We start from the raw sequence: 26,186 nt of genomic DNA, 5'->3' as shown, positions 1-26,186 counted from the left end.
CGTACTCTGCGGACCCGCCTCGTCACGGATCGTCCCGGTGCCCCAGCATGCTCCCACCCGGACGATCGATCATCGATACTTGGGAGTAACGTGCACGATCGGAGCAGGCGACCGGAACCCGATCGGACCTGCCAGCCGTAGATCAGCGAAAGGGACGATGTGACCGACATCGAACGCGTCGGAGTGGTGGGCTGCGGCCAGATGGGCGCGGGCATCGCCGAGGTGTGCGCCCGCGCCGGCCTGGACGTGAAGGTCGCCGAGACCACCGGCGAGGCCCTGGAGATCGGCCGGACTCGCCTGTTCAACTCCCTGTCCAAGGCAGCCGAGCGCGGCAAGATCTCCGAGGAGGAGCGGGAGGCGACGCAGGCGCGCCTGACCTTCACCACCGACCTCGGGGAGTTCGCGGACCGCGACCTGGTGATCGAGGCCGTCGTCGAGAACGAGCAGGTGAAGACCGAGATCTTCCAGGTGCTCGACCAGGTGGTGACCCGCCCGGACGCCATCCTCGCCTCCAACACCTCCTCGATCCCGCTGGTGAAGCTGGCCGTGGCGACCTCGCGGCCGGACCAGGTGATCGGCATCCACTTCTTCAACCCGGCCCCGGTGCAGAATCTCGTCGAGCTGATCCCGGCGCTCACCACCTCCGAGGGCACCCTGAGCCGGGCCCAGCTGTTCACGGAGAAGCTCCTCGGCAAGCACGCCATCCGCGCCCAGGACCGCTCGGGCTTCGTCGTCAACGCGCTGCTGGTGCCGTACCTGCTGTCCGCGATCCGGATGTTCGAGTCGGGCATCGCCGGGCGCGAGGACATCGACAACGGCATGGAGATGGGCTGCGCCCACCCGATGGGCCCGCTGAAGCTCGCCGATCTGATCGGGCTGGACACCGTCGTCTCGATCGCCAACTCGATGTACCACGAGTACAAGGAGCCGCTGTACGCCGCTCCCCCGCTGCTCCAGCGCATGGTGGAGGCGGGCCGGCTCGGCCGCAAGACGGGCTCCGGCTTCTACTCGTACTAGCGAGTGCGGCGACGCCGCCAAGTGGCGCTGTTCAAGGGCGAATTCACCCGGACCAGCGCCCACGGCGGCGCTGCCTTCTTGGCCTCGTGGCGCTCGCCAGGTCCTCATCCGCGCGGTCCTCGCCTGCACGGATCGCAGCATCGCGCAGCGCCAAGGGGTGGCGCGAGCCATCGAGCATCTCCACAAGGAGGCCAGCCACGGGGGCTACGAACGCGTTCCACAGCGGTTCGTCTGCCTCCATCACGATCCGTGCGCCAGACCCGAATCAGCTCAATGGCTCCCCACCACCGACGACTAGGGCGGCGGGCTGGGATGCATTGACACAACTGTGGTTCTGCGGTTGTTCCCGGGGCGTGTTCCATGTAGCGGTCACGGTGAAGCTAGCCTCTCCGCCGCTCGCAACTGCCATCTTCAACCCAGCAGTGAGCTTCACGCCGAATTCGACAGACAGTTCATCCGGTGCGTTGCCCATCCTGAGTGCTTGATCGTGGATGCCCGACAGGATCGGCACCAGCGGGGCGAAGGCGTCGTGCAGCAACTGACCCGACCGCTGGATCACCCGGGAACCAGCGCCGACCGGTCCGACGGGCGAGTCGTCTTCCCACTGGCCATCACCGCGGGCATTGAACCGCGATCAACGCCGCTGCCGTCTGGGACGCCGAGGAGGAACGCTGGATCTCCGACGCCGAGATCGCCTATGTCCCCTTCACTGCGTTCACCAGCAAGAAGAAGGCATTCCAGGCCACCGCCCGGCTGATCGTGCGCCGGGTCAAGCGCCTGAACCCGAAGAGCATGCCGGGGCAGGCCGAACTGTTCGGCGTCCGGCGCCACCACCTCACATCCGCGCCGTCGGCCACCTCGCCTCCGCCTTCCACGCCAGAGCGCGAACCGGCACGATCCGCCGCCACCTGATCAACATCCCCGCTCGGATCGCCACCGGCGCCCGCCGCCTCACCCTCCACCTGCCCCAACACTCGAGCTGGGCCGACGATTTCACCGACCTATGGACGGCGACCGGACAGCGCATGGTCACCTGAGCCGCACGACCGCCCTGCCCGTCCACGACCCGAAATAACTTGGAGACCCCGCACCGGACGGCGATCCGGCGATCACCGCTGCCCGCACCCCAAAGGAACACCCGGAACCCGCCCGAACCCGTGCTCAGAATTCAGGCTGCGGATCAAGGCCAGGGCGGCTTCAAAGTCTTGCGGATCAAGGATCCGTGCTGGTCACGGCATCATGACGATGGGGTCGCGGGCCGCCCCGTATGCAACGAAGCTCCGGTTGATGCCGGTGACCTACCAAGTCGCCTGTATCGCCCGGAGCTGAAAGCTTCAGGAGGGCTTCACTTGCGTCATCGTGCCTGGCTGTGGGCGAGCCAGCGTTCGGCCCACTGCCGTTGCGCAGGCTCGACGTGCTCGTAGGATGCGATGCGCTTCGCGTGCTCCCGCAGCGTCGCGATGCGTTCAGGGTGCGAAGCGAGAGTGAACCCGATACCGACCTGCCAGTATCCGGCAACCATCACCACGTCACCGCTCAACGACGTCGCGGCGAAGGTCGGGTTGTTCTCACCCGATCCGAAGACTCCGTTCGCACAGCCGACGCCGGCGATGTCCCATTCGTCGCGGAGCAGGACACGCACCCATCGATAGGCGGGAGGATTCTCCTCGTCTTCCGCATCCGGCGCATCGGCCGATATGTCCAAGCCGAGCAGAAATTCCCGTCGACCGTCACTCGCTGTCGAGAACAAGCCGCACTCCTGGGCCGCACGCTCCCATTCCGCGTTGAACCTGGCGCCCAGGTTCGGTTCGTCATGTTCGATGATGACGTCCGAGCGGCCGTCTTCCGACTGCAGGTACGTCACATACCGCGCGACGAGATAGGGCACGAGATCGTCCCGAGTGTCGACCACTTCCAGGAAAGTGAATCCGGCGCGGGAGAGCTTGTCCGCAAGTTCCTGTGGGAAGTCGGCCGTCACTCTTTGTTCCTTCTTTCTTTCTTCGGTCGAACCGGCGGGCGGGCCGTCTTGTGCGACGGCCCGCCCGCCCTCAGATCAGTTTTTCGTCTGGTACTTGTAGTACCTGGGATCTCCGTATTGGTGTGTCCCGTTCCTGATCGGGAACCAGGCGATTTCACCCGTCTTCGGGTGGACCATTATGCGTACCTGGCTTTACTTACCCAGGGGCTCCATATCGTAGATCTTCGCCCCCTTCCAGTCTCCCCAACCCGCGACATTCGACCTGTTCTGCCAGAAGTCGGGCACCAGCGTGTTGGTGTTCGGGTCCCTGGTGAGTCGCTGAGGGTAGTTCGGGTCAGATGCCACCTTGCGCGCCAGATAGTCGTGGTCCTTGGTCAGTTCCGACTGACTCTTCCACTCGTTGTGACGCTCATCGATGGCCTTCTTCGAGTACTCCGGGTCAGGAGTCCAGTCACCGCCGTCCTCGTCGCAGTTGTGGACCAGTACCGGCGTGGCTCGCGCCAGCACATAGTACGTGTGCTATGCGGCACCCCTCTACCTGCTTTTATGCAGGTCAAGCGCGTTTGCTGGTCCGGTGAGGTGCGTGGGTGTCCGTGGTTGTGCGGGGTTGTTGCCGTCAGCTACTGCCGTCAGGCGGTTCAGCCCAGGTACGGCGTCTCCCGGTGTTCCAGGAAGTGCTGGAGTCTGAGTCGTTGGGTGTGGTGCATCGGCAACTGTTCGATCTCTTCGGGCGGTACGAAGCGGAGTTCGGTGGATTCGTCTGAGATCTCCAGCTGGCCGCCGGTGATGCGGGCGGTGAAGCAGACGTTGAACTGGCGGCGGACCTCGCCGTCGGTGTAAGCGATGATGTGTTTCGGGTCGGTGTAGGTGCCGACCAGGCCGGTGATCTCGACGTCGAGGCCGGTTTCTTCCTTGACTTCGCGGACGGCGGTGCCTGGCAGGGAGTCGGTGAGGTCCATGCCGCCGCCGGGCAGTGCCCATAGGTCGTTGTCGCGGCGGCGCTGGAGGAGGATGCGGCCGTGGTCGTCGGTGACGACGGCGGATGCGGCGACGACCATGCTGTTCGGCTTGGGTGCGGTGGGGTCGTCGTAGTACTCGGTGCGGGCCACGGTCAGCCTTCCTCTCGTACGGGGGTTGCGGTCGCCCACACGGCGTCGAAGCTGTCGGCGTAGGTGTCGAACATGCCGCCTGTCTCGTGACGGCGAAGATGCCACACGGGGGCGGCGTAGGCGTTGACGCCCCAGACGTGGGCGTTGACGAGTTGCTGGTCGTCGGCACGGTAGAGGGCCACTTCGATGGCGAGTCGACCGAGTTCACCCTCGAACTCGCCCTCCACGGAACACCGTTCCAGCGCGCGGTGTGGGCGCAGCTCCCCGTGGTCGGCGGCGACACCGACGAGGCCGGCGGCGGGCTGCACCTGGAGGCTGCTGCCCACGGCGATGAACACCTGGCAGGCCGTGGCGATCGCCACGGCCTGCCCCAGCACCTGGGGGTCCAGCCGCTCACCGAACATCACGGTCGCGGACTTCAGGATCCCGCCGCACCCCAGGCACGCCGGGTCCTCCTCGCCGGCCTCGACCCGGGCGAGCGCTTCCTCCATGGGCTCGCGGGCGTGACACCGCGTGCACACGACGCTGCGTGCGGTGCCGTGCAGCTACAGCACCTTGCGGGCGGGCATGCCGGCGAGCTGGTGCAGCCCGTCCACGTTCTGCGTGATGACCCGCACCGGGATCCCGGACTTCTCGAGCTCCGCGACGGCGAGGTGCGCGGCGTTGGGCTCGGCCTTCAGGGTCCGGTTCTTGCGCCGGAGCTGCCATGACCTGCGCCGGATCTCCGGGTCGCCCATGTAGTACTCGTACGTCACGAGCTTCTCTGCTTCCGGATCCCGCCGCCACAGCCCGTTCGGGCCGCGGTAGTCCGGGATTCCCGAGTCGGTGGAGATACCCGCTCCGCTGAGGATGGCGACGAGTGGCCTGTTCATGGGGCCGAGCGTAGGCCGGGCGGCCGCCCGGGGCGAACGGATATCGGGAGACCGCGCTGGCAGGATGGCGCCATGGAACGAGTACTGGGAATCGGTGGATATTTCCTGCGGGCGTCGGACCCGGCGGCCCTGAGCGAGTGGTACCGCGACTGCCTCGGCCTGGACGCCGACGAGAACGGTCTGTGGCGGCAGGGGGAGGGGCCGACGGTGTTCGCGGCGTTCGAGGCCGGCACCGACTACTTCGGGTCCCGCACCCAGCAGAGCATGCTCAACTTCCGCGTCCGCGACCTGGCCGCGATGCTCACGCAGCTGCGCGCCGCAGGCGCCGACGTGGCCGAGGAGACCCAGGAAATGAACGGCGTCGGCCGCTTCGGCTGGGTCACCGACCCGGAGGGCAACCGCATCGAACTCTGGCAGCCCGCCTGACGGCTTCCGCGCGGCGTGCGCGCACCCGGTGATGCCCTGCCGCTTCCCGGCTCCCGGTTGCATCTCGCCGTCGAGGTCGTGGTGCCGGTAGACCATCCCGCATTATCGGTTGGACCTCCCCGCCGAACTAGAAAACGGCCCGCCGGGGATCCGGCGGGCGTCACCGGGTACGGGCTAATTGGCGCTCAGGCTGGATCTTCGTAGAAGTATGCTTCTTCGGAGACTTTCTCGGCCTCGTCCACTCCTGCGGTGCCTTCGAGTGCATCGGAAAGATCCTCGCGCAGCCGTGTAATTTGCTGTATCACTTTCCGGTTGACCATGGAGTCGGCCAGGACCGTCTCCATGGGCGGAGAGCAACCACCGCCCGAAGGCGTGAACGCTGCACATCCTGGCGGCTTCTCTGCGCCCTGAAAGTCGAAGCCGGGTGTGCCGCCCAGCATGAAAGCGGCACACCCGGCTACCCAGCGGCCGCCCCGTTAGGCCAGCCTCTTCGCTGCCTCCTCAATTGCCCATTGCATCAGCTTGACACTCACCGGCTGGTCGATGAGTCGGATAAACAACTCCTCCGACCCCTCGTTTCGGAAAACCTCAAGGATTTCCACGATGGCCCCGTGATCGTCTCTGGTGCGAAACTCGACAATGATCTCATCCGAGTCGATCGGCGAGAATTTCGCGACTTGAACTTCGTGTCCGCGATGGCTTTCGAAACTCACCGAGTAACTCCTAGTCGAGGAATCCCATGAACCGCAACTTTCCGTCGGTGACCCAATATCTAATCCCCCTTCCGTCACTGCTTCGTATGTCAAGCAGATTACTCTTGTACTTTCGGGAGTAGTAGTGCTCTACCGTATCGACGCTGCCCAATATCTCGTCCTGCACCCGCCGCCCGAGGGAGTTCCACGCCGCTGGGTTTCGCTTTCCCTCAGGAATGGGCCACCGGCCCGGAACGTAGGACTCACGACCTGGCCCTGAGTGCTTCTCAAGCGCGCGCCCCGCGCTCTCGTATTCCGCCCGCTTGTCCTTCGGGTCGATGCGGGTACCGGAATCCCGCGCCTCGGAGAGAAGGTCGTCGTAGACGTCGCAGTTGTGGACCAGGACCGGCGTGGCCCCTGCCAGCACATAGTACGTGTGGAGTTCCTGGACGGTGAGGTTCCAGCGGTCTGCCTCACCAGGGGTGATCCGGGTGGTGACTACGTAGACGTGCCCGTTGGTGGCCGTGTTGAGGACATCGCCGTGGTGAAGTTCACCAGCGGGGACCCAGGCGTGGGTGGTGTCGTTCCAGAAGGGATGGTTAGACGTGGTGTGGAGGGTGGCGGTCTTGCCGCCCTTCGTGCGGACGGTCAGGTCGAGCAGGTCACGGTCGTGGTTGACCCACACGTGCTCAACATCGCGGGCGCCTTCGTGCTTACCCGTCTTGGGGCTGGCGGACTCGACCTTGTCGCCGACCTTGATCTTGCCGATCGCCTTGGTCTTGCCGTCCTTCATCAGGACCTTGGTGTCCGGGGAGAAGCTGCACGGACAGGTGCACGAATTCCCCTGAGACGACTTCTTCGGTGCCTTGAGGCCACCGCCCTCGCCGCCCTCGTCGACCTTGGCACCTCCGCCGGCCCTGGCGGTTCCTCCGGCCGACCTCGGCGAGGCAGAGCTGACCGACTTGGCCGCAGACGAACCTGCTGCCGCTTCCTCGCCCGCAGCCGACTCGACCGCGAGTGCGCCTCCGCCCGCTGTGGCTGCGACGCCGGCGCCGATGAGGGCTGAACCGCCTTCCGCGATAGCGGCTGTGATGCCACCGGCGAGTGCGCCTCCGGCGCCTGCCATCGCGACGCCCTCGAGCATGGCGCCGCCGATGGCTCCGATGCAGGCGCCGGCGGTGGCGACGACACAGACGGCCGCACCGACCACCGCCAGGGTGACGAGCGTCGCGACGATGGCGGTCTTGTGCTTCTTGATGAACTTGTCCGCGGCCCTCTTGGCCTTCTTCAGCGCACCGCCGACCGCCTTGGCGGCGTGTTTGAGCTGCTTGACGGCGCTGTGGTAGTGCCTCGTCGCGCTCTTGATCGCGCGGTGCACGTAATGCCGAACGCGGTGGTAAGTGTGGCTGACGTAGTGGTAGATGGCCGGATGGTGGTCACGGACGTACTTGACGACCTTCCTGGCGTAGTGCTTGGCGACCTTCTTGATCGCGGCCTTCAGTCCGTGCTTCTTCACCTGCTTCACGAAGTTCTTGACGTGCCTGGCGGCCGACTTCAGGTGACGGCGCAGACTGGAGTGGTGCCAGGCGTGGGAGGCCTTCTTCTTGATGGACTTCACCGCGCCCCACAGCGACCAGTGGCCGGTGGGGTCGGTGTTGGTCAGCGGGTTGTCGTCGCCGTAGGCGAAGCGGTCCGCGTCGACCGAGTCGGGGACGGGGTTGTTGCTGACCGTGTCCCGGGAGGAGAACTGGCCGATGTTGGGGTTGTACCAACGCGCGGCCATGTCGACCTGGGAGGTGTCCGGGTCGGTCCACTCCGACTGGTAGCCCAGGGCCCCGACCATGCTCTGCGTGGCGAGGACCTTGCCGAACGGGTCGTAGGTGGTCGATCCGGTCAGCGCCGTGCCGGCGTCGGTGAACTGGCCGACCACGTCGTCGTGCACGTCGGTCATGGCCAGCACCTTGGTGCCGCCCGCGTTGATGCCGATCAGTGCGCCATCGGGGTCGCGACTGTAGGTGGTGGCGCCGTCGGAGGCCAGATCGTTGGCGATACCGGTGTAGGAGAAGGTCTGGTTGGCGGCCCCGTTGCCGGCGGTGACCATCCGGTCCAGTCCGTCGTACGCGTACGTCTTCACACCGGAGGTGATCACCCGGTTGAAGGCGTCCGCGGTGGTGCTGGTGGTCTGGCTCTGTGCGTTGACGACGGAGCGCAGGGTGCCACGGGCGGTGTAGCTGTAGGTGCTGTGGCTGTCCGACGTCAGTTCGTTGCGGGCGTTGTACGTGTAGGTGTCCGCGCCGACTCTGGTGCGGTTGCCCGCGTTGTCGTATCCGTAGGTGGTCGTGGTGGTGCCGTTGTTCCAGGAGGAGAGCCGGTCGGCCCAGTCGTAGGTGTAGGTGTTGGTCGCGGCCCCCGAGAATCCGGTGGTGGTCTTGGAGGTCTCGTTGTCGTTCAGGTCGTAGCCGTAGGTGACCGACGCCTCGGTCCCGCCCGCCGGCTTGGTGAGGGTGTCGCTGGTGAGCCGGTGCGCCCAGTCGTACTGCAGGGTGCGGTTCGCCTTGCCGGTCCCGTAGGAGATGGACGACGGCAGCGACATCGTGTTGTAGCTGACGGTGGCGGTGGACCCGGTGGCGGCGTCAGCGATGGTCTTCAGCCGGCCCGCGGTGTCGTAACCGTAGGTGGAGGTGCCCGCCGCGTCGGTACGCCTGGTCATCTCCCCGTCGCCGCCGTAGGCGAAGGACGAGGTTCCCGACGGTCCGGCGGTGGTGAGCAGGTTGCCACGGTCGTCGTAGGTGAAGGTGTCGTCCGTGTTCGGAGCGGCGGCGGAGGTGACGCGGCCGTCGGCGTCGTAGCCGAAGGTGTGGTCCGCGGTCGCCGCCTCGGCACCGGTGCCGGTCTGCCTGGTCAGGTCTCCTGTGGTCGAGTCGTAGGAGTCGACGACGGACACGCCGCCGGGGGACATCTGCTGCGTCACCCGCGCGTCGGCGTCGTAGACGGTGGTGTAGGTCCGGTCCGCGACCGCCGGGTAGGCAGGCGTGGACGGCTCGATCTGCGACTCCGGCAGGCCCCACTTGTTGTACGTGGTCAGCCAGTCGTGTCCGGCGACGGGGTTGCCCGAGGCGTCGTAGCCGTTGCCGTCGGTGAACCGGGTGATGTTGCCGACCGCGTCGTATCCGAACGAGGTCGTGATCGACTGTCCGGCCGCGACCGGCTGTACCTCCTTGGTCACCATTCCCGTCGCGTCGTAGGCGAGGGTGGTGGTGTGGCCGTTGCCGTCGGTGGAGGACGTCAGGTTGCCCTCCGGGTCGTACTGCGCGGAGGTGGTGCGGCGCAGCATCGAGGTGGCGTCGTAGTCCGCGGTGCCGACCGCGTTGCCGAAGGCGTCGTACGTCGTCGTCGAGAAAGTGCCGTCCGGGTTGGTGACCTTGGTCTGGCGGCCGTCCAGGTCGTAGGTGTACTGGGTGGTGTTGTTCGCCCCGTCCACGACCGTGGTCTGCTCACCGGCCGCGTTGTAGGTGAACGACGTGGTCACACCGTCCGGCGACACCGACGACGACAGCAGGCCGCCGGGGGCGTCGTAGTGGTTGGTGGTGGTGTACGCGGCCTGCGACGGCCGGCGCTCGACCTGCGTGGAGGTGAGCTGGTGGCCCAGGTAGTCGTACGTGGACTGGCTCACCGCGCCGGTGGGGTCGGTCACCGACAGCAGGTCACCGTTGGTGTCGTAGGCGGAGTGCGTCGTGCGTCCGCCCGGCAGCGTCTCGTCGACCTGGTCGCCGAGCTGGTCGTAGGTGTAGGACGTGACCTTGCCCAGTGCGTCGGTCTCGGAGGTGATCTGACCGGCGGCGTTGTACTGCGTGGAGCTGACCGGGGTGATCGGTGTCGAGGAGCCCGGCGGCGTGTACGTGGGCATGGTCTGCGAGACCTGCTGACCCAGCGCGTCGTAACCGATCGTGACGACGTTGCCGTTCGGGTCCTTGGTCTCCGCCACCTCGCCGAAGGTGTTGTAACCGTTGTAGGCGACCGCGTGCGAGGCCCCGACGGCCGAGGTGCCCGTCGCCGCGTCGACCGTCTCCGAGTTCGCCGTCGGCGCCGTCGTGACCGCGGGATTCCCGGCCTCGTCGTAGGCGTAGGACGTGACGTTGCCGTTCGCGTCGGCCGCCCAGAGGGGAAGTCCCCGCTGGTCCAGGTCCTCCCGCGTGGTGTGCACGGTCGAGTTCGCCACAGGGAGCGTCCCGCCGTACAGACTCGAGACCTGCGTGGCGGACAGTGCGCTGGAGTAGGCCTGGACATCGGATATCGAGCCGTTGGCGTACTCGCCCCAGGTGCCCGCGGACTTCTTCCGGGCGATGTCGAAGGTGCTGGTGGCGTTCCACGGGGTGGTGAAGGCCTTCGTGCCGGCCAGAGCACCGTTGACGTAGAGCTCGAACTGGCTCGCCGCGGCGTTGTAGACACCGGTCAGGTGGGTCCACTGACCCACGACAGGAGTGCCGCCGTACGCAGCGGTCCAGACGGCGCCGGTGGTGTCACTGGCGTGACCACCGAACGCCCAGGCGTTGGACCCGGAGGAGTAGTACAGCTGGAAGCCGCTGGTGGTGGTGCCGTTCTGGGAGACGAACGTGGAGTTGCTCGCCGAGGAGCCGAGCTTGACCCACGCCGAGACGGTGTAGCCCGTCGCGGTGTCCACGACCGGACTCGCGGTCTCCGCGTACGACGTGGACGTGCCGTTGAACACGGCGCTGCCGCCGTGGTCGGTCGACCTCGTCACACCGCTCGCGGCGGTCGCGGGGTTGTTCGCCCCGGAGGAGTCGGCCGCGTTGGTTCCGGACGTCTCGTTCAGCTTCCAGCGGCCGACCGGCGCGGTGTTGGCGTCGTGCACCGTCGCCGAGAGGGTGTTGCCGAGCGCGTCGTAGGAGTACGACGTCGTCTCGGGCGTACCGGAGGCGCCGGTGTGCGTGGACGTGACCACGTGGTCGTCCGGGTCGTACGACACCGTGTCGCTGCGGTTCAACCCCGTGGGGTCCAGCGTCGTGGTGGTCGTGCGGGACGCCGCGTCCACCGCGAAGGTGGTCGTGGCCGCGCCGTCGTCGGAGACCTGCTTGATCAGGTTGTCGGCGGCGTCGTAGGTGTTGACCTGGTCCACGAACGACTTCGGGTTGGCCGGGTCCGTCACCGCGTCCGTGCGCGTGATCGTCGCCGGGAGCCCGTTGTCCGTGTACGTGTAGGACGTCGTGAAGCCCATCGAGTTCGTGACCGAGGCGAGACGTCCCGCCGGGTCGTACGCCCGCGAGTCCAGCGTCAGGGTGCGTGCGGGGGACGGGTTGTCCGGGTCACCTGTGTAGCCGGGCTGCGTGGTGGTGATCCCACGGTTGTCGGCGTCGAAGGTGTAGTCCGTCTCGTTCCCCGACGGGTCGACCTCGGTGACCACGTTGCCGTACACGTCGTGCGTGTAGGTCGTGGTCAGGAGCGTCTTGTCCGAGCCGTCCGCGTTGAAGGCCGAGACCTCCGACTTGGTGGCCATGCGGTTGCCCGAGTCGTAGGTCCACTCGGTGCGGCGCTGTCCGTCCCCGCCGGTCAGGTCCTTGATCGTCTCGGAGAGAGGGTTGCCGTCGGTGTCGTAGACCGTCGTCGTCTGCGCGGTGTGGGTCGCGCTGGTCACGCGGTCGAGGACGGGCGGGGCGGTCTCAGAAACGACCTGGTCGTCCTTGTCGTACGTGTACGACGTCGTCAGACCCGCCGGGTAGCTGTCCGATATCTCGGTGCTGCTCAGCTTCCGGCCGATGTTGTCGTAACCGAAGTTGACCGACGCGCCGTTGGCGTCCGTCTGCCGCGCCAGGTCACCGTTGTGGTTGTAGGTGTACGTCGTGGTCGCGCCACCCGGCGTGACGACGGACGCCTCCAGGTACGCCGGGGCGTACCCGGTGTCCGCGGCGGCCGTGGTCGCCGTGGTGTAGGTCGTCGTCGTGGTCCGGCCGGCCGGGAAGCCCGGCACCGGCGGGGTGGTCACCGTCGTCTGGTTGCCGTACTGGTCGTAGCCGTAGCTCGTCAGGTACGTGTTGTCCGTCGGACCGGAGGAGCGCCCGTCCCGCTCGGTGAGCATCAGGTCGTTGCGCGGGTCCGGCGTCGGGTTCGCCGTCGTGTCGTCCGGATAGTAGGTGTAGTACTCCGTCGAGCACAGGTTCTGCGACTGGTCCTGGCACGTCGTCTTCGACACCACGTTGCCACGCACGTCGTGACCGGTGGTGGTCGTGTTCCCGTCCGGGTCCGTGGTGGTGTAGAGGAAGCCGGAGGTGTCGTAGCCGTAGGTGGTGCGGTTGCCCAGGGCGTCCGTCTGGGAGAGGACCCGGTCACCGTTGTCGACGTCGTAGCCGTAGGTGATGTACTTCGTCGACCCGTCGGTGGTCGGCACCTGGATCTGCACCGTCCGCACCGGCGCGACACCGGAGGATGCCTTGTACGCCGACCACTGCTGCGTCACCTGGGCGGCGCTCAGGGCCGAACGGAAGACCGCGACCTCGGCGAGCGATCCTTCCCAGTGGTCGCTCTCGTTCCCCGCGTACAGGGCGCGTCCGATCTGCAGGGCGCCGGTCGCGGACCACACGTTCGGCCGTGCGATCGTGCCCTGGAGCGTGCCGTTGACGTAGAGCGCGAGCTGGCCGCTCGTGGCGTCGTAGCTGGCCGCGAGGTGGGTCCACTGGCCGGTCGCCGCGATGGCGGTCGAGTACACGGCCTGCGTGGTCAGGTTGCCGCTCGAGGAGTCAGCCGTCGGAACCCGTAGCGCCCACTTGTTCTGGGTGTGCTCGTAACCGAGGTAGAACCCGGCGTGGTACGTGCCGTCCTGGCTGACGGCCGTGTAGTTACGGGTGGTGGAGTTGAGGTTCACCCACGCCGAGACGCTGAAGCTCTTGGAGGTGTCGACCTCCGACGTGCCGGGGCTCGCCCAGGAGCCGGAGGCGTTCGCGAACGACGCCGCCTTCACGTCACTGGCGCCGAACGGGCCGGCGGCGTTGAGGGTGACGTTGTTGTAGGTGGCGTGGCCGGTGTTGACCTCGTTGGCCCCGGCGGAACCCGAGGTGTCGCTCAGCCGCCAGTAGCCGGAGGGTCCGGCACCCATCACCGCGGAGCGGTAGACCTGCGAGGATCCGGTGACCGTGGGCGGGCTCAGCTTCCAGACGCCGCCGTTGTTGTCCGTCTCCTGGGAGATGGTGTCGTCGACCGCGTTGTACTGCACGCTGTTCTGGGTCTTGCCCGAGGGCAGCGTGATGGTCTGCAGCACCTTCGCGGACGTCGTGGCCGCCGAGTACTGGTTGGTGATCGTCGCCGCGTCCAGCGGCTGGTTGAAGATCGCCGCCTCGGCCATCAGACCGCTGTAGTGGCCGAGGGTGTCGGCGGGCATGTCGGGCCAGCCGTGGGTGTCCACACCCGCGCCGAAGGTGACGTACGGCTGGTTCCAGGACCACAGGCTGCCGGCCATGGTTCCGGCCAGGGCGCCGTCGAGGTACATCGACTGGGTGTTGCCCGCGGAGGTGAGGACCACCTGGTGCCAGGCGTTGTTGTTGACCGTGGTCGCGGACTGGATCGGGGTGTTGCAGCCGGCGGCCATCGCGAAGCAGCCGTGCAGCTTGCCGTTGGTGCCGATGTAGATCGCCGGGGTGTTGTACTTGGTGTTCGCGACCGGGTCGGAGTCGGTCAGCGGCTTGTCACCGTAGTAGAACAGCACGCCGCCGGCCTGGGACGTCTTGAACCAGAGCGACACCGACGCGTACGTGCGCGTCGCGCCCGGCGTGCCCGGGATCGACAGGTACGAGCTGGTGCCGTTGAACGACGCGGCGTGGCTGCTCGCCAGCGGCCCGGTCGAGCCCAGGGTGACGTTGTGATAAGTGCCGTTGAGGTTGCCCTCGTTGGTGTCCACACCGTCGGCGGCCGTCGTGCCGGACGTCTCACCCATGCGCCAGTACGCGAACGGGTCCGCGTCCAACACCGTGGTCCGGTAATGGTTGCCGGCGGCGTAGCCGTAGGTGGTGCAGTGCGTGGGGTCGGCAGGCGGGCAGACGGAGGTCAGGTTGTCGCCGCTGTAGCCGTAGCTCCAGGTCTCGATCGTGCTGGAGTTCCCCGCCGTCGCGGGATCGGTCGCCACCGTCGCCACGTGGGAGACGGTCGCGCCCGCGGGCTTCGACCAGGTGAAGTTCAGCGTGCGGCCCGAGACCTGCGAAGTGATCTTGGTGAGCGGGCCGGAGCTGTAGTCGAAGGTCTCCGCGCGGCCGGCGTAGTCCGTGATCGAGGTGATCGCGTACGCGCCCGTCCTGCCCGTGATCCCCTTCTGGAAGAGGTATGCGGTGTCGTCCTTGTCCACCAGCTTGTAGCCGGCCGGCGTGGTGGTCGCGGTCAGGGACGCCCAGCGCCCCGGCGGCGGGGTGAAGGAGCCGTCGGCGTTCTTGCCGAAGCCGACCTGCGAACCGTCGGGGTAGGTGATGTTGACACTCGCCAACGCGCCCGAGGAGTCCTTGACCTCCGCGGCCTCCATGTCCGCGACCGTCGACCAGCCCGCGCCGAACGCGCCGTCCACCCGCGGGTCCAGGGAGTTGTAGTCACGCTCGACCGACAGCGACGGGCCGACCGTCTGCACGTCGGCGTCGGTGTCGGAGGTGGTGTAGTTGCCGACGCTCGGATCGAAGTCGTGTCCGTCGGTGTTCTGCGACAGACCCGAGGTCACCACGGGCTGCGGCACCACGGCCGTGAGCTCGCTCTGCGTCCACGGCGAGTACAGCAGGCTGTCGTAGGTGCGCACCTGCCACAGGTAGGTGCCGCCCCAGGTCATCTTCCCCGAGGGGACGGTCCAGTCACCACCGGTGATCAGCCCCGAGTCGGAGATCACCGCACCGGTGGAGGCGTCCAGGAGCTGGAACTGGTACTTCAGCGCCGAACCCGGGTAGTTGTCCGAGTCGTAGCCGTACGCCACCAGTTCGGGCTTCAGCGTCTGGGTGTTGTAGTTGTCCGGCGGGTAGGAGGCGTCGATCTGCGGGGCGACGTTCCCGTTCAGCGTCAGGTCCAGGTAGGGCCGGTAGCTGGTGGGAGCGTTGACCGAGTCGAACTGCTTCCAGTGCAGGGCGTCGGTGTTCGTCGAGTACAGCGCGAGACCGTGGTTGCTGACCGTTCCGCCGGCGATGCCGTTGAACCAGGTGGTGTTCAGCGGCACGTTCATCCACGTACCCGTGGTCCGCGAACCGCCGGAGTTGGTGCACGCCGCACCCGGGTTGGCGGTCAGCTGTCCCAGCGCGGGGCTGTCGTACGCCGGGCCCGGGTAGGACGTGACCGCCGAACCCGTCCACGAGGCACTGATCGAGGCGACGGAGAACGGCTCAGCGGTACAGGTCGCGGCCCAGATGTCGAAGAGGTGCAGGCTCGCCGCCGACACGGTCTGACCGGTGATCATGCCGGTCAGGCCCGTCAGGTGCAGGAACGAGTTGGCGCTGTGCGTGCCGGAGTCGTACGAGCCGACCTTGAGCACGTCCTCCGTGGAGTGGTCGCCCGAGAGGTTGCTCTCGGCGTACGTGCTGTCGCTCACGGCCAGCGTCGGGTCCACCGTGACCGGCCACACCCGGTTCTTGGCGCCCAGCCACGAACGGTCCGCCGTCATGGTCAGGATCCAGTCGTCGCCGGACCGCGAGAGACCGTACTCCACCGCCTGCGAGGTCGTCGGCTCGCCGGACCTGCGGTTCACGCTCGAGTCCTGCATGAACGCGTGCGGAATCCGCTCCACCACGGCGCCCGAGGCGTCGGTGAACTCGACCGACCCCTGGTCGGCGAGGCGCGGCGTCAGACCCGAGGCGTCCAGCTTGAACGACCACGACGTCGGCGCCTTCGCCGAGGACAGGACGATCTTCTCCTTGACGCCGTCCGCCAGCGGTACCAGCTTCAGGTCCGTGTCCGGCAGCACGCCGGCGTAGGAGACGGTGCCGTCCGCGTCCGTGACGCCCGGCACGTCCTGCGCGCCCTTCAGCGCGTACGCCACGTTGTGCCCGGAGCCGGACTCCACCGACGCCAGCCGCTCGTCGCCCGCCACACCGGCGAGGTCGACCGCCACGTCGTTGGCCTTCTCCCGCCAACGTCCGCCGGACTTCACCGGCGTGGTGTCGATCGGCTTCCAGGAGCCGTCGGGGGCACGGAAGTTGTGGCGGGAGAAGTACACGCGCCTGGTCGTCGTGCCGTTCGCGTTGCGGAACACGTCGACCTTCGCCGACGAGGCGGCCGCGTCGCGCTTGCTGGTCGCCGCGACGAAACCGTCACGCCCCTTGACCACCGCGGCGCCCGTGGTGTGTTCCTTCGTGGCGCGGTGGTGCCGGGTGTCCGCGGGCAGTTCGCCCTTGCCGGAGCCCGGCTTGTGACCGTGGCCGCCGTTCGCGCGCGTGCGCGCCGCCGACGCGGTGTGGGCCAGCCCGCTCGCCGAACCGCCGAGCTGCTTGGGCAGCTTGAGCGGCGAGGTGTTGAGCCAGTCCCAGAGGCCGCTCAGGGTCATCTTCGGCATGGTCAGAGCCGGGAGCGTCATTCCCTGCGCCATCGCCTCTTCGGCGGACGGTATGAACGCGAGCAGGAAACTGACCATCAGGGTGACGCCACGCGCCAACCAACGGCGGCGCAACCACCGTGGTTGCCGCGCTGAGCGGCGACGTTGAACGGAGGACATGATCGATCCTTAAAGGAAACATTGTGAACACAAAACAAGATCAATGCTTCCTTGGTGATCACGTTCTGACCACAGTCAGTCGATCTTTTTACATGATCCTTACTGGGTATGAGGCAACTGGTGTCCGACCAGCCCAATATGCCTGGGTCATAAGCGGATTGAACTCCTCGAAGGGGATGTGTCAGGACGCTCGGGTCAGAGAGGTGAGAAGTTCACGCACGTGCTCCCTCACCTTCGTCCGGTCGCCCTCCCGCACCACCGAGACGTTCGCGGAATCCACTCCGTCGCCCACGACGACGAAATGCACATCCTTCTGACGGGGCGCCACCGCACGCACGGCGTTCACCGGCGTCGAGCCCACGGCCACCACCACCGAGCAGTGCTCCTGCACCAGGGAGTTGACGTACGGCACGACGTTCGCCTGGGTGTCCGGCCCCATCGCCGACAGGAAACTCGCCCGCGCCTTGGTCGCGAGGGAGGCGTCCTGCATGCCGGCCCACACCGGCGCCGCCGGTAGACCCGGCGAGATTCCGCGGCTGTCGGTGAGCAGACAGGCGTCCACGTCGCGGTAGGCCCGCGCCGTCGGCATCACATCGTCCTTCCCCGTGGACGGCCACAGGAAGACCGCCGCCACCGCGGCGGCGACCACGACCCCGAGTCCCACGCCGAAGACGACCGGACGCCCACGCACCGCCCCCTGCGAAGCCGACCAGATCCGCCCCAACCACTGCCACGACCACTGCATGTCCGTGTCCTTCCGGAATCCCGGAGTGACCATCACCCCGTGCGGAGGCGAGAATAGAACAGTGTTCCGACCTCAAGGACTCTGCGTCAGCCGGGGCTCGACCAGTGGATGAGTCGCTTGTTGCGCGGGTGCGGCTGCTTGATCAGCAGGGTCGGTCGGTGAAGGCGATCGCCAGGGCGATGGGGATGAGCGCCGCAGACGTTGTCGGGGTGCTGAATGGCGCGGTCGCGGCCTCGGGGCCGGGTCGCGGCGAGCCTCGTTGCTGGGTGAACGCCGGCTGGAGCCGCAGTGTGGATCTTGAGGGTGCGCCGCAGTGGGCAGGCCTTGACCCCGGCGCTTCCGACGCGGAGGAGGTGCGCGGCCTGGTCGCGGTGCTCGTCGCCGCGGACAGCACGCGTTCAACGAAGGCGCAGGTCGCGGGGTTCCTGCTGGGCGTGTGGTGTCTGGGGGTGAAGAACGCGCTCGCTCCGGAGCCGATGAGTGAAAGTCGGCTGGCCAGGCACCGGGGGGGCTCTACCTCAGCGCCTTCGAGGGGCATGTGCAGGTTCCGGCCGACCTCGCCCGCGCTCTGGTGTTCGGGGCCGCCGACTACGCGCGCGGCTTCGGCTTCGAACCCGAGGGGGAGCTCGCCGAGGAGTTCACGCAGGCCGCCGTGCTGCTCGGCGAACCTGCGGGCCCCAGCCCGATCGGCTTTGGCCGGGGGTCGAAGCGGGTCGGCCGGGGCGCAAGACCGGCTCGGGTTTCTACACTTACTCCTGACCACCCGGCGTCAAGACCCGGCTCGCGTGGGCCCGGCACCGTCGGACGGTGCCGGGCACACGCCGTTCACACGGCGTGTGCGGGACGAACCCGCATATGCCGCTCGCACACTCTCCTCACCCGCCCACCAGGCGAGTTGACTCAGCATGCGCATGCAAGGGATGTGAGACGACTACGGAAAGGAGCGGACTTGTGACCGCCGATCCCGAGCATCCCGTCGTCCATGGAGAACTCGCAGAGTTACGCCGCCGACTCGACGTGGCCTACACGCGCGTCGAGGGTGGGCTGGCGCTGCTCAGCCATCGCACCGAGGAGACGGCCAAGGAGCTGGACGAACTGCACACCCGCCTCATCACGCTGGAACAGGCACGCTGGCCGCTGCCCGCCGTCGCCACCCTCACGGCGGTGGGCGCGCTCGTCGTGGCCGTCTGGCAGGCCCTTGGCCACTAGAGCCGGACGCACGTGGCTCAGGACATCGCGTCCTGCCCGAGCCTGAGGTGATGCAGAAGCAGTAACGCGGCCGCCATGTTGGCGGCCGGGACCTCCCCACGGGCGACCATGTCGGGGACGAGTTTGAGGGGAACCCATTCCCGGCGATCCGACTCGAAGTCGTCCACGGGGTGCCCGACGTACTCGCCCTCGTCCGCCCAGTAGACATGGTGCCGGGCGTCGGTGAGTCCGTTGGAGGGCTCCACGCTCATGAGATGCCGCAGAGGTCCCGGCCGCCAGCCGGTCTCCTCCTCGAGTTCACGGGCCGCCGCGTCGGCGATGTCCTCGCCGTCCTCGACGACGCCCGCCGCGAGTTCCCACCCCCAGCTGTCGGTGATGAAGCGGTGCCGCCACAGCAGCAGCACCTCGTTGGCGTCGTTGACGACGGTGGCCACGGCGACGGGCCGCAGCCGTATCAGGAAGTGGTCGAGGTGCCGGCCGTCCGGCAGCTCGACATCCGCCAGGTTGACGCTGAACCAGCGGTTTTCATACACAGTTTGTTCGTTCTGTTTCGTCCACTGCATGGTTCTGCCACCTTCCGCCGAGTAAGGGGCAATATCGCAGCAGGAGCGGCGACTCAGCAGGCTCACAGCGGCGCACGCCCGGCGCAGCGGCGGGCGCAGTCGTCCGTGCCGGCGGACATCGCGCGGCACTCATGCAGTGGTGGGGCGGTGACTACAGCGGTACGCGCAGGGCCCCGTCGATGAGTTCGGCCGCCTCGGCCGTTCCGGCGCAGCCACTGCGGACGAGGTGTTCGCGCACCGCCCGGAGTCTGTCGCGCAGGCGCATGGACTCCATTCCGCGGGCCCGCTCCGCCATCTCCACGGCGGTGGCCACCGCCTTGTCGGCGTTGCCCTGGCGCAGTTCGATCTGGCTGAGCATGGCGAGCCGGTGCACCCGGCCCCGGTCGTGCGCGGGCGTACCCACCGCGGCCGCGGCGTGCTCCCCGGCCGCCGTCAGGTCGCCAAGGCTGAGCAGCGCCTCGGCGACCTGGACGTTGACGAGGCCGGGCTGGACGTAGCCGGTCTCGTCCGGTTCGTGGCCGCGCCGGATGCGCTCGGCGGCCGACTCGGCCCGCCGGATGCAGGACAGCGCGCCCGACACGTCCCCGAGGTGCGCGTACGCCTTCGCCTGCATCGCGTACAGGTCGGAGGCGAGCGCCGGGGTGATCTGCTTGCCCGCGGCGCGGAGCGCGGCCTCGGCGAAGGCCACGGCCTGCCGGTACTCCCTCATGAGCAGCGACTGGTTGACCAGCAGGGCTATGACGTACGCGCCGAGCCCCCGGTCCCCGCTGGCCTTGGCCAGGCGCAGGGCCTGGTGGAAGTAGCGCTGGGCGAGGCCGTGGGCGTCGGAGTCGTACGCACAGATACCGGCGATCGCGACAAGTCCCCCGGTGGCACGGTGCAGTTGGCGGCCCATCGCGTCGGTGTAGCCGCCGCGCAGCAGCGGTGCCGTCTCGGCGTTGAGGAAGCCGACGATACGGGCACGGGTGGCTATGCCGCCCGCCTTGCGGTACATCTGCTCGTAGTGGGCGCGGGCCGCGCGCAGCATGTCGATGTCGGCGGGGGTGACCCGGTGGCGGCCGCCGCGGGAGACGTCCACGTCCTCGGGCGGGTTCTCCCACTCCCACACGGGCATCACGGCGGGCGTGCCGGTCACGGCCGGGGCGCCCAGGACGTGAGGGCGCTGCTGTTCGTCGGAGCGCCACAGGGCGGTGGCCCGCTCGACGAACCCGGAGAGGCTGGAGCCGTGCGGGGCGGCCGGTTCGCCGGGCACGCCGAGGCCGATGTCGTCGAGGGTCACCGGGCGGTGCAGCCGGGCCGCGAGCACCTCGCAGATCAGGTCGGGCACCTGGCCGCGCGGGCGCTGGCCCTTCAACCACCGTGCCACGGCCGTGTGTTCGTACCTCAGCGCGAGGCCGCGTGCCCGCCCCGCCTGGTTGACGTGCGCGGCCAGTCCCGCGTGGGAGATTCCCGCCTCGTCGAGGATCGCGTCGAGCAGAGTGTTGGGCTGCATGGGTGCACTCCGGTGGCTCGGTTTCGCCAGGGTAGTGCGAACCACTTCACACGGGGTGTGAACGGAGTGCGCGAATCCGCGCTGTGCGTGCGCTGTCGCGGAGGGTTTCCGGCCGCTTGACTTGAAATCCCTCGCAAGAGGCCGGCCGGGCCGCCGGCTCCCCCTCGTACAGTGCGGCGGCCCCTCCACGCCGTCCGACCGGCTGCCTGCCCGACACTCCGTGGCCGGCGGACGGCGTGGCCGTGCCAGGCGCTTCGCTGGAAGCGCCGGGTACCCCAGTTCGTTCGTCGGGCGCGGGCTCGTCGTGGTTTCTCGCGCACACGCGGACGCGCCGAAGCCGCATGATGTCGCAGCTCCGCGCCCCTGAAAGGGGCACGTTTGCGCGAGCTCGACACGGACGCGCCCCGATAGGGGCGCGGGGAACTGCGCGACCAGCCACGGACGGCCCGCGACCGGCGAACAACCCGCAGTTCCCCGACACTCCCCGGCGGAGCTAGCTCCGCAGCACTGCCCCCGTGCGCTCAGCGGCCAGCGCCACCGCCGCGTCGCGCGCGGCGGACGCCTCGTCCACCGTGAGCGTCCGGTCGGCCGCCCGGAAGCGCAGCGCGTACGCCAGCGACTTGCGGCCCTCCCCCAGCTGCTCCTCGTTCTCGTAGACGTCGAACAGCCGGATGGACTCGAGGAGTTCACCGGCGCCCTCGCGCAGCGCGGCCTCGACATCCGCCTGCGGCACCGGCTTGTCGACGACGAGCGCGACGTCCTGCGTGGCGACCGGGAAGGTGGAGATGCCCGGTGCCTGCGGAGTGCCGTCGCCGACCGCTTCCAGCGCGTCCAGGTTCAGCTCCATCGCGCAGGTGCGCTCGGGCAGCCCCAGCGCCTTCAGAACGCGGGGATGCAGCTCGCCCGCGTGGCCCACGACCCGCTCGGCACCGTCCGTGACGACGGCGAGCTCGGCGCAGCGGCCCGGGTGCCACGGCCCGTACTGGCCCTTGCGGACGATCAGCTCGGCCCCGGCCTCGCGGGCCACGGTCCGGGCGGCCTCGACCGCGTCGGCCCACTCGGCCGGGCGGCCCTTGCCCCACCAGCCGGCCTGTTCCCGGGCGCCCGCGAGGACGACGGCCACGTGGCGCGGCTGCTCGGGCAGCACGGCGGTCAGCGCGGCGATCTCCTCATCGGTGGGACGCCGGTCGACCGGCAGGTGGGCGGCCACACGCCGCTCCTGACGCGGGTGGAAGACCAGCCCGGTCTCGAACAGCGCCAGGTCGTGCGAGCCGCGGCCGTCGTTGCGGCGCAGCGCGCCGAGCAGGCCCGGCAGCAGCGTCGTGCGCAGCGCGGGCTCCTCGTCGCTGAGCGGGTTGACCAACTTGACCGCGCGGCGGGCCGGGTCGTCGCTCTCCAGACCGAACTGGTCGAAGACCTGCTCGCTGACGAACGGGTAGGTCGGCGCCTCGACGTAACCGGCCCCGGCCAGGGCCCGGCCGACGCGGCGGTGCAGCCGCTGCCGGTGGGTCAGACCGCGCCCGGACGGGGGCTTGGGCAGGGTGGAGGGCAGGTTCTCGTAGCCCTCCAGCCGGATGACCTCCTCGGCCAGGTCGTTCGGCTCCGCCAGGTCCGGCCGCCAGGACGGCACGGTGACGATCAGCTCGTCCTGGCCGTAGACGTCGCAGCCGACCTCCTGCAGGCGGCGTACGACGGTCTCGCGGCCGTAGTGCACGCCGGCGACCTTGTCCGGGTGGTCGGCCGGCATGGCGATGGTGTGCGGCGCGGACGGCGCGATGATCTCGGTGACGCCCGCGTCGGCGGTACCGCCCGCGAGCAGCACCAGCAGGTCGACCGTGCGCTGGGCGGCGGCGGGCGCGGCCAGCGGGTCCACACCGCGCTCGAAGCGGCGTGACGCCTCGGAGGACAGCTTGTGACGGCGCGCGGTACGGGCGATGGAGACCTGGTTGAAGTGCGCGGCCTCGATGACGATCTCGGTGGTGGCGTTCTCGACGTCGTCGTGGTCCGCGATCTCGGTGTTGGCGCCGCCCATGACGCCGGCGAGGCCGATCGGGCCGCGGTCGTCGGTGATGACGAGGTCCTCGGCGTGCAGGGTGCGCGTCACGCCGTCGAGGGTGGTGAACTTCTCGCCCTCCTCGGCGCGGCGTACGCCGATCGTGCCCTGGACCAGCTTGCGGTCGTAGGCGTGCAGCGGCTGGCCGACCTCCATCATCACGTAGTTGGTGATGTCGACGGCGAGCGAGATCGGGCGCATGCCGACCTTCTGCAGCCGGCGCTGCAGCCAGATCGGGGAGCGGGCCTCGGGGTCGACGCCGGTCACCGTACGGGCCGTGAAGCGGTCGCAGCCGAGGGGCTCCGAGATCTTCACCGGGTGGCCGTACGCGTTCGGCGCCGGCACGTCGAGCAGCGCGGGGTCGCGCAGCGGCAGGCCGTAGGCGATGGCGGTCTCGCGGGCGACACCGCGGATCGACAGGCAGTCACCGCGGTTGGCGGTCACCGCGATGTCGAGCACCTCGTCGACCAACTCGAGCAGCTCGATCGCGTCCTTGCCGACCTCGGTGCCGGGCGGCAGCACGATGATGCCCTTGGTGCCGTCGTCGCCCATGTTCAGCTCCTCGCTGGAGCAGATCATGCCGCGCGACATCCGGCCGTACGTCTTGCGCTCCGCGATCGCGAAGTCGCCGGGCAGGACCGCGCCGGGGAGGGCCACCACGACCTTGTCGCCGACGGCGAAGTTACGGGCGCCGCAGACGATCTCCTGCGGCTCGCCGGTGCCGTTGGCCTTGCCGACGTCGACGGTGCAGTAGCGGATCGGCTTCTTGAAGCCCTCCAGCTCCTCGATGGTCAGCACCTGGCCCACGACCAGCGGACCCGTGAGGTCGGCGCCGAGCTGCTCGACGGTCTCCACCTCGAGGCCGGCCGAAATGAGCTTGGCCTGGACGTCACGCCCGGTCTCAGTCGCCGGCAGGTCGACGTACTCCCGCAGCCAGGAAAGCGGGACCCGCATCAGATCTCCATCCCGAACGGCCGGGTGAACCGGACGTCACCCTCGACCATGTCTCGCATGTCTTCGACGTTGTGGCGGAACATCAGCATCCGCTCGATGCCGAACCCGAAGGCGAAGCCGCTGTACTTCTCCGGGTCGACGCCGCAGGCGGTGAGCACCCGCGGGTTGACCATGCCGCAGCCGCCGAGCTCGATCCAGCCCTCGGAGGAGCAGGTGCGGCAGGGTCGGTCGGGGTTGCCGACGGACTCACCGCGGCAGACGTAGCACACCATGTCCATCTCGGCGGACGGCTCGGTGAACGGGAAGAAGTTCGGCCGCAGCCGGGTCTTCATGCCCTCGCCGAACAGCGACTGGACCATGTGGTCCAGCGTGCCCTTCAGGTCCGCCATGGTCAGGCCCTCGTCGACCGCGAGCAGCTCGACCTGGTGGAAGACCGGGGTGTGGGTGGCGTCCAGCTCGTCGGTGCGGTACACGCGGCCGGGGCAGATCACGTAGACCGGCAGCTCGCGGTTCAGCAGGGAGCGGATCTGCACGGGCGAGGTGTGGGTGCGCAGCACGACACCGGACTCCGAGCCGCCGTCGGGCGCCTGCACGAAGAAGGTGTCGGCCTCGCCGCGGGCCGGGTGGTCCGGGCCGATGTTCAGGGCGTCGAAGTTGAACCACTCCGCCTCCACCTCGGGGCCCTCGGCGACCTCGTAGCCCATGGCGACGAAGACGTCCTCGATGCGCTCCGAGAGCGTGGTCAGCGGGTGCCGGGCGCCCGCGGGCACGCGGTCGTAGGGCAGCGTGACGTCCACCGACTCCTCGACCAGCACGCGGGCGTCCCGCTCGGCCTCGAGTTCGGCCTGGCGGCCGGAGAGGGCCTTGTTCACGGCGCCACGGGCCTGGCCCACGCGCTTGCCGGCGTCGGCCTTGGCGTGTGGGGGCAGGGCGCCGATCTCGCGGTTGGCGAGAGCCAGCGGCGAGGTGGGGCCGGTGTGGGCGACCTTGGCCTCGTGGAGCGCGTCGAGGGAGTCCGCGGCGGCGAAGGCGGCGAGCGCCTCGTCCCGCATGCGCTCGATCTCTTCCGGTTTCAAGGCCTCGACCTCGACAGGGTCGTACGACTTATTGGGTGCCGACATCTCTTCCCGTGCTTCCGATTGGCTGGCTGACGGTCCCCGTCACCGACTCGCGGACGAATCGTCTCCGGATATTGGGACGCAAAGGCGCCAATGGCCGAGTCTAACGGGGCTGGGGAAAGTGAATGCGCCCGTGGGTTGCTCAGGCCAGGTAGGCCGGTGCCCCCACGGGCAACGTAAATCGGAATTCGGCGCCGCCGCCGCGGGCGCGGCCGACCGTGATGGTGCCGCCGTGGGCCTCGACGATGCCCTTGACGATGTAGAGCCCGAGGCCCGTGCCCCCGCGCTTGCTGCCCCGCCAGAAGCGGGTGAAGACGCGGTTCATGGACTCCTCCGGGATGCCGGGGCCCTCGTCGCTCACCGTGACCGACGTGCCGGTGTCCTCGCCTTCGCGGGGCGACACCGAGGGCGTGATGTCAATCGTGACGGTTCCCTCCCCGTGGCGCACGGCATTTTCGAGGAGGTTGCTGAGCACCTGGTCGATCTTGTCGGGGTCGGCCCACAGGGCGGGCAGGGGTTGCTCGATGCGCAGCAGGAAACGGTCGGCGGGCTGGCCGGCGGCGACGTAGGCCTGGATGTGCCGTCCGACGGCCGCTCCTATGTCGACGGGCTGACGGCGGACCTCCAGCCGCCCGGAGTCGATCCGTGAGATGTCCAGCAGCTCGGCGATGAGCCGGGTGACCCGGTCCGCGTCGGCGTCGACGGTCTCCAGCATGAGCCGCTTCTGGTCGTCGGTGAAGCGTTCCCACTTGGCGAGGAGGGTGGCGGTGAAGCCCTTGACGGAGGTGAGCGGGGAGCGCAGTTCGTGGGCCACGGTGGCGATCAGTTCGGCGTGACTGCGTTCGGTACGGCGGCGGGCCTCCGTGTCGCGGAGGGTGACGACGACGCGACGGATGGGTCCGGCGGGGCGGGTGCGCACATAGCGCGCGGAGACGAGGACCTCGCGCCCCCCGGGCAGCAGGAGGTTGCGCTCCGGCTGCCGTACGCGGATCGCGAGCCCCCCGTAGGGATCGGTCAGCTGCCACCAGCGCCGCCCCTCGAGATCTTCTAATGGCAGGGCTTTGTCGAGCCGTTGTCCGAGGGCGTCGGCGGCGCGGACGGCGGTGATGCGCTCGGCGGCGGCGTTGAAGCAGATCACGCGGCCGTGCTCGTCGGCGATGACGAGTCCGTCGGGGAGTTCGTCCGGGTCGATGCCGAGCTCGGCGAGATCGCCGTGCCGGGGCCCGGGGGCGCGGTGCGCGTCCCGTGCCTCCGGTGCTCTGCTCGTGCCGACCCTCATC

At 68.6% G+C, this 26,186-nt stretch carries 15 protein-coding genes and 2 pseudogenes; 3 read left to right on the top strand and 14 right to left on the bottom strand.

The features are described 5' to 3' along the window. Positions 1–159: 159 nt before the first annotated feature. A complete protein-coding gene (locus tag ACZ7L1_RS14890) occupies positions 160–1,017 on the top strand; it encodes a 3-hydroxybutyryl-CoA dehydrogenase (RefSeq protein ID WP_471437303.1) in 858 nt (285 codons plus the stop codon). 265 nt (positions 1,018–1,282) lie between these two features. On the opposite strand, the pseudogene ACZ7L1_RS14885 reads toward ACZ7L1_RS14890, so the two are convergent. The 5 genes and pseudogenes from ACZ7L1_RS14885 to ACZ7L1_RS14865 all read right to left on the bottom strand — a co-directional run. Further along, positions 1,283–1,612, bottom strand: a pseudogene (locus tag ACZ7L1_RS14885) (CU044_2847 family protein); the annotation flags it as partial. 759 nt (positions 1,613–2,371) lie between these two features. Continuing rightward, the gene (locus ACZ7L1_RS14880) at positions 2,372–2,995 is read right to left on the bottom strand and encodes a hypothetical protein (protein WP_471437301.1); all 624 of its coding nucleotides are present in this window, start codon (positions 2,993–2,995) and stop codon (positions 2,372–2,374) included. A 192-nt stretch (positions 2,996–3,187) separates the two neighbouring features. Next, positions 3,188–3,502 (bottom strand): hypothetical protein, encoded by a 315-nt coding sequence (locus ACZ7L1_RS14875; RefSeq protein WP_471437299.1) that lies wholly within the window; start codon positions 3,500–3,502, stop codon positions 3,188–3,190. Between the two features lie 131 nt (positions 3,503–3,633). After that, a complete protein-coding gene (locus ACZ7L1_RS14870; RefSeq protein WP_471437297.1) occupies positions 3,634–4,104 on the bottom strand; it encodes an NUDIX domain-containing protein in 471 nt (156 codons plus the stop codon). A 263-nt stretch (positions 4,105–4,367) separates the two neighbouring features. After that, positions 4,368–4,976, bottom strand: a pseudogene (locus ACZ7L1_RS14865) (SIR2 family NAD-dependent protein deacylase); the annotation flags it as partial. A 72-nt stretch (positions 4,977–5,048) separates the two neighbouring features. Between ACZ7L1_RS14865 and ACZ7L1_RS14860 the strand changes: the two are divergent. Then, positions 5,049–5,402 carry a VOC family protein gene (locus ACZ7L1_RS14860; protein WP_471437295.1) on the top strand — a complete coding sequence of 118 codons (354 nt, stop codon included), beginning with the start codon at positions 5,049–5,051 and terminating at the stop codon, positions 5,400–5,402. 185 nt (positions 5,403–5,587) lie between these two features. On the opposite strand, the gene ACZ7L1_RS14855 is transcribed toward ACZ7L1_RS14860, so the two are convergent. The 4 genes from ACZ7L1_RS14855 to ACZ7L1_RS14840 all read right to left on the bottom strand — a co-directional run bounded on the left by ACZ7L1_RS14855 (position 5,588) and on the right by ACZ7L1_RS14840 (position 17,517). Continuing rightward, positions 5,588–5,746, bottom strand: coding sequence for a hypothetical protein (locus ACZ7L1_RS14855; protein ID WP_471437293.1), 159 nt, complete (start codon positions 5,744–5,746; stop codon positions 5,588–5,590). A gap of 132 nt (positions 5,747–5,878) precedes the next feature. Then, complete coding sequence (locus tag ACZ7L1_RS14850; protein WP_471437291.1) at positions 5,879–6,115, bottom strand: hypothetical protein; 237 nt, start codon at positions 6,113–6,115, stop codon at positions 5,879–5,881. A 10-nt stretch (positions 6,116–6,125) separates the two neighbouring features. Next, positions 6,126–16,691, bottom strand: a complete 10,566-nt coding sequence (locus ACZ7L1_RS14845) for a LamG-like jellyroll fold domain-containing protein (RefSeq protein WP_471437289.1) — start codon at positions 16,689–16,691, stop codon at positions 6,126–6,128. Between the two features lie 262 nt (positions 16,692–16,953). Continuing rightward, positions 16,954–17,517: a BMP family ABC transporter substrate-binding protein gene (locus ACZ7L1_RS14840; RefSeq protein ID WP_471437287.1), complete on the bottom strand. Its 564-nt coding sequence runs from the start codon at positions 17,515–17,517 to the stop codon at positions 16,954–16,956. A gap of 951 nt (positions 17,518–18,468) precedes the next feature. Between ACZ7L1_RS14840 and ACZ7L1_RS14835 the strand changes: the two genes are divergently transcribed. Continuing rightward, the gene (locus ACZ7L1_RS14835; protein WP_471437285.1) at positions 18,469–18,726 is read left to right on the top strand and encodes a hypothetical protein; all 258 of its coding nucleotides are present in this window, start codon (positions 18,469–18,471) and stop codon (positions 18,724–18,726) included. A gap of 17 nt (positions 18,727–18,743) precedes the next feature. On the opposite strand, the gene ACZ7L1_RS14830 is transcribed toward ACZ7L1_RS14835, so the two are convergent. The 5 genes from ACZ7L1_RS14830 to ACZ7L1_RS14810 form a co-directional block, all read right to left on the bottom strand. After that, complete coding sequence (locus ACZ7L1_RS14830; RefSeq protein ID WP_471437283.1) at positions 18,744–19,289, bottom strand: NUDIX hydrolase; 546 nt, start codon at positions 19,287–19,289, stop codon at positions 18,744–18,746. Positions 19,290–19,440: 151 nt separating this feature from the next. Continuing rightward, complete coding sequence (locus tag ACZ7L1_RS14825; protein ID WP_471437281.1) at positions 19,441–20,781, bottom strand: transcriptional regulator; 1,341 nt, start codon at positions 20,779–20,781, stop codon at positions 19,441–19,443. Between the two features lie 493 nt (positions 20,782–21,274). After that, positions 21,275–23,788 (bottom strand): phenylalanine--tRNA ligase subunit beta, encoded by a 2,514-nt coding sequence (pheT, locus tag ACZ7L1_RS14820; RefSeq protein ID WP_471437279.1) that lies wholly within the window; start codon positions 23,786–23,788, stop codon positions 21,275–21,277. Beyond that, the gene (pheS, locus tag ACZ7L1_RS14815) at positions 23,788–24,909 is read right to left on the bottom strand and encodes a phenylalanine--tRNA ligase subunit alpha (protein ID WP_471437277.1); all 1,122 of its coding nucleotides are present in this window, start codon (positions 24,907–24,909) and stop codon (positions 23,788–23,790) included. Before pheS ends, pheT begins: the two co-directional genes overlap by 1 nt. A gap of 139 nt (positions 24,910–25,048) precedes the next feature. Further along, positions 25,049–26,185 (bottom strand): sensor histidine kinase, encoded by a 1,137-nt coding sequence (locus tag ACZ7L1_RS14810; protein WP_471437275.1) that lies wholly within the window; start codon positions 26,183–26,185, stop codon positions 25,049–25,051. Position 26,186: the final 1 nt, after the last annotated feature.

The sequence above is a fragment of the Streptomyces sp. NPDC107546 genome, from assembly GCF_055639175.1.
Note: the sequence above shows the minus strand (reverse complement) of the source record. Positions and strands in the feature narration are given on the sequence as shown.

Bases quoted from the DNA above. Each gene is read 5' to 3' on its own strand.
- ACZ7L1_RS14845 (WP_471437289.1), bottom strand. From the start codon at position 16,691: ATGGTCAGTTTCCTGCTCGCGTTCATACCGTCCGCCGAAGAGGCGATG.
- ACZ7L1_RS14825 (WP_471437281.1), bottom strand. From the start codon at position 20,781: ATGCAGCCCAACACTCTGCTCGACGCGATCCTCGACGAGGCGGGAATC.
- pheS (WP_471437277.1), bottom strand. From the start codon at position 24,909: ATGTCGGCACCCAATAAGTCGTACGACCCTGTCGAGGTCGAGGCCTTG.
- ACZ7L1_RS14855 (WP_471437293.1), bottom strand. From the start codon at position 5,746: ATGGAGACGGTCCTGGCCGACTCCATGGTCAACCGGAAAGTGATACAG.
- ACZ7L1_RS14810 (WP_471437275.1), bottom strand. From the start codon at position 26,185: ATGAGGGTCGGCACGAGCAGAGCACCGGAGGCACGGGACGCGCACCGC.
- ACZ7L1_RS14830 (WP_471437283.1), bottom strand. From the start codon at position 19,289: ATGCAGTGGACGAAACAGAACGAACAAACTGTGTATGAAAACCGCTGG.
- pheT (WP_471437279.1), bottom strand. From the start codon at position 23,788: ATGCGGGTCCCGCTTTCCTGGCTGCGGGAGTACGTCGACCTGCCGGCG.
- ACZ7L1_RS14840 (WP_471437287.1), bottom strand. From the start codon at position 17,517: ATGCAGTGGTCGTGGCAGTGGTTGGGGCGGATCTGGTCGGCTTCGCAG.
- ACZ7L1_RS14860 (WP_471437295.1), top strand. From the start codon at position 5,049: ATGGAACGAGTACTGGGAATCGGTGGATATTTCCTGCGGGCGTCGGAC.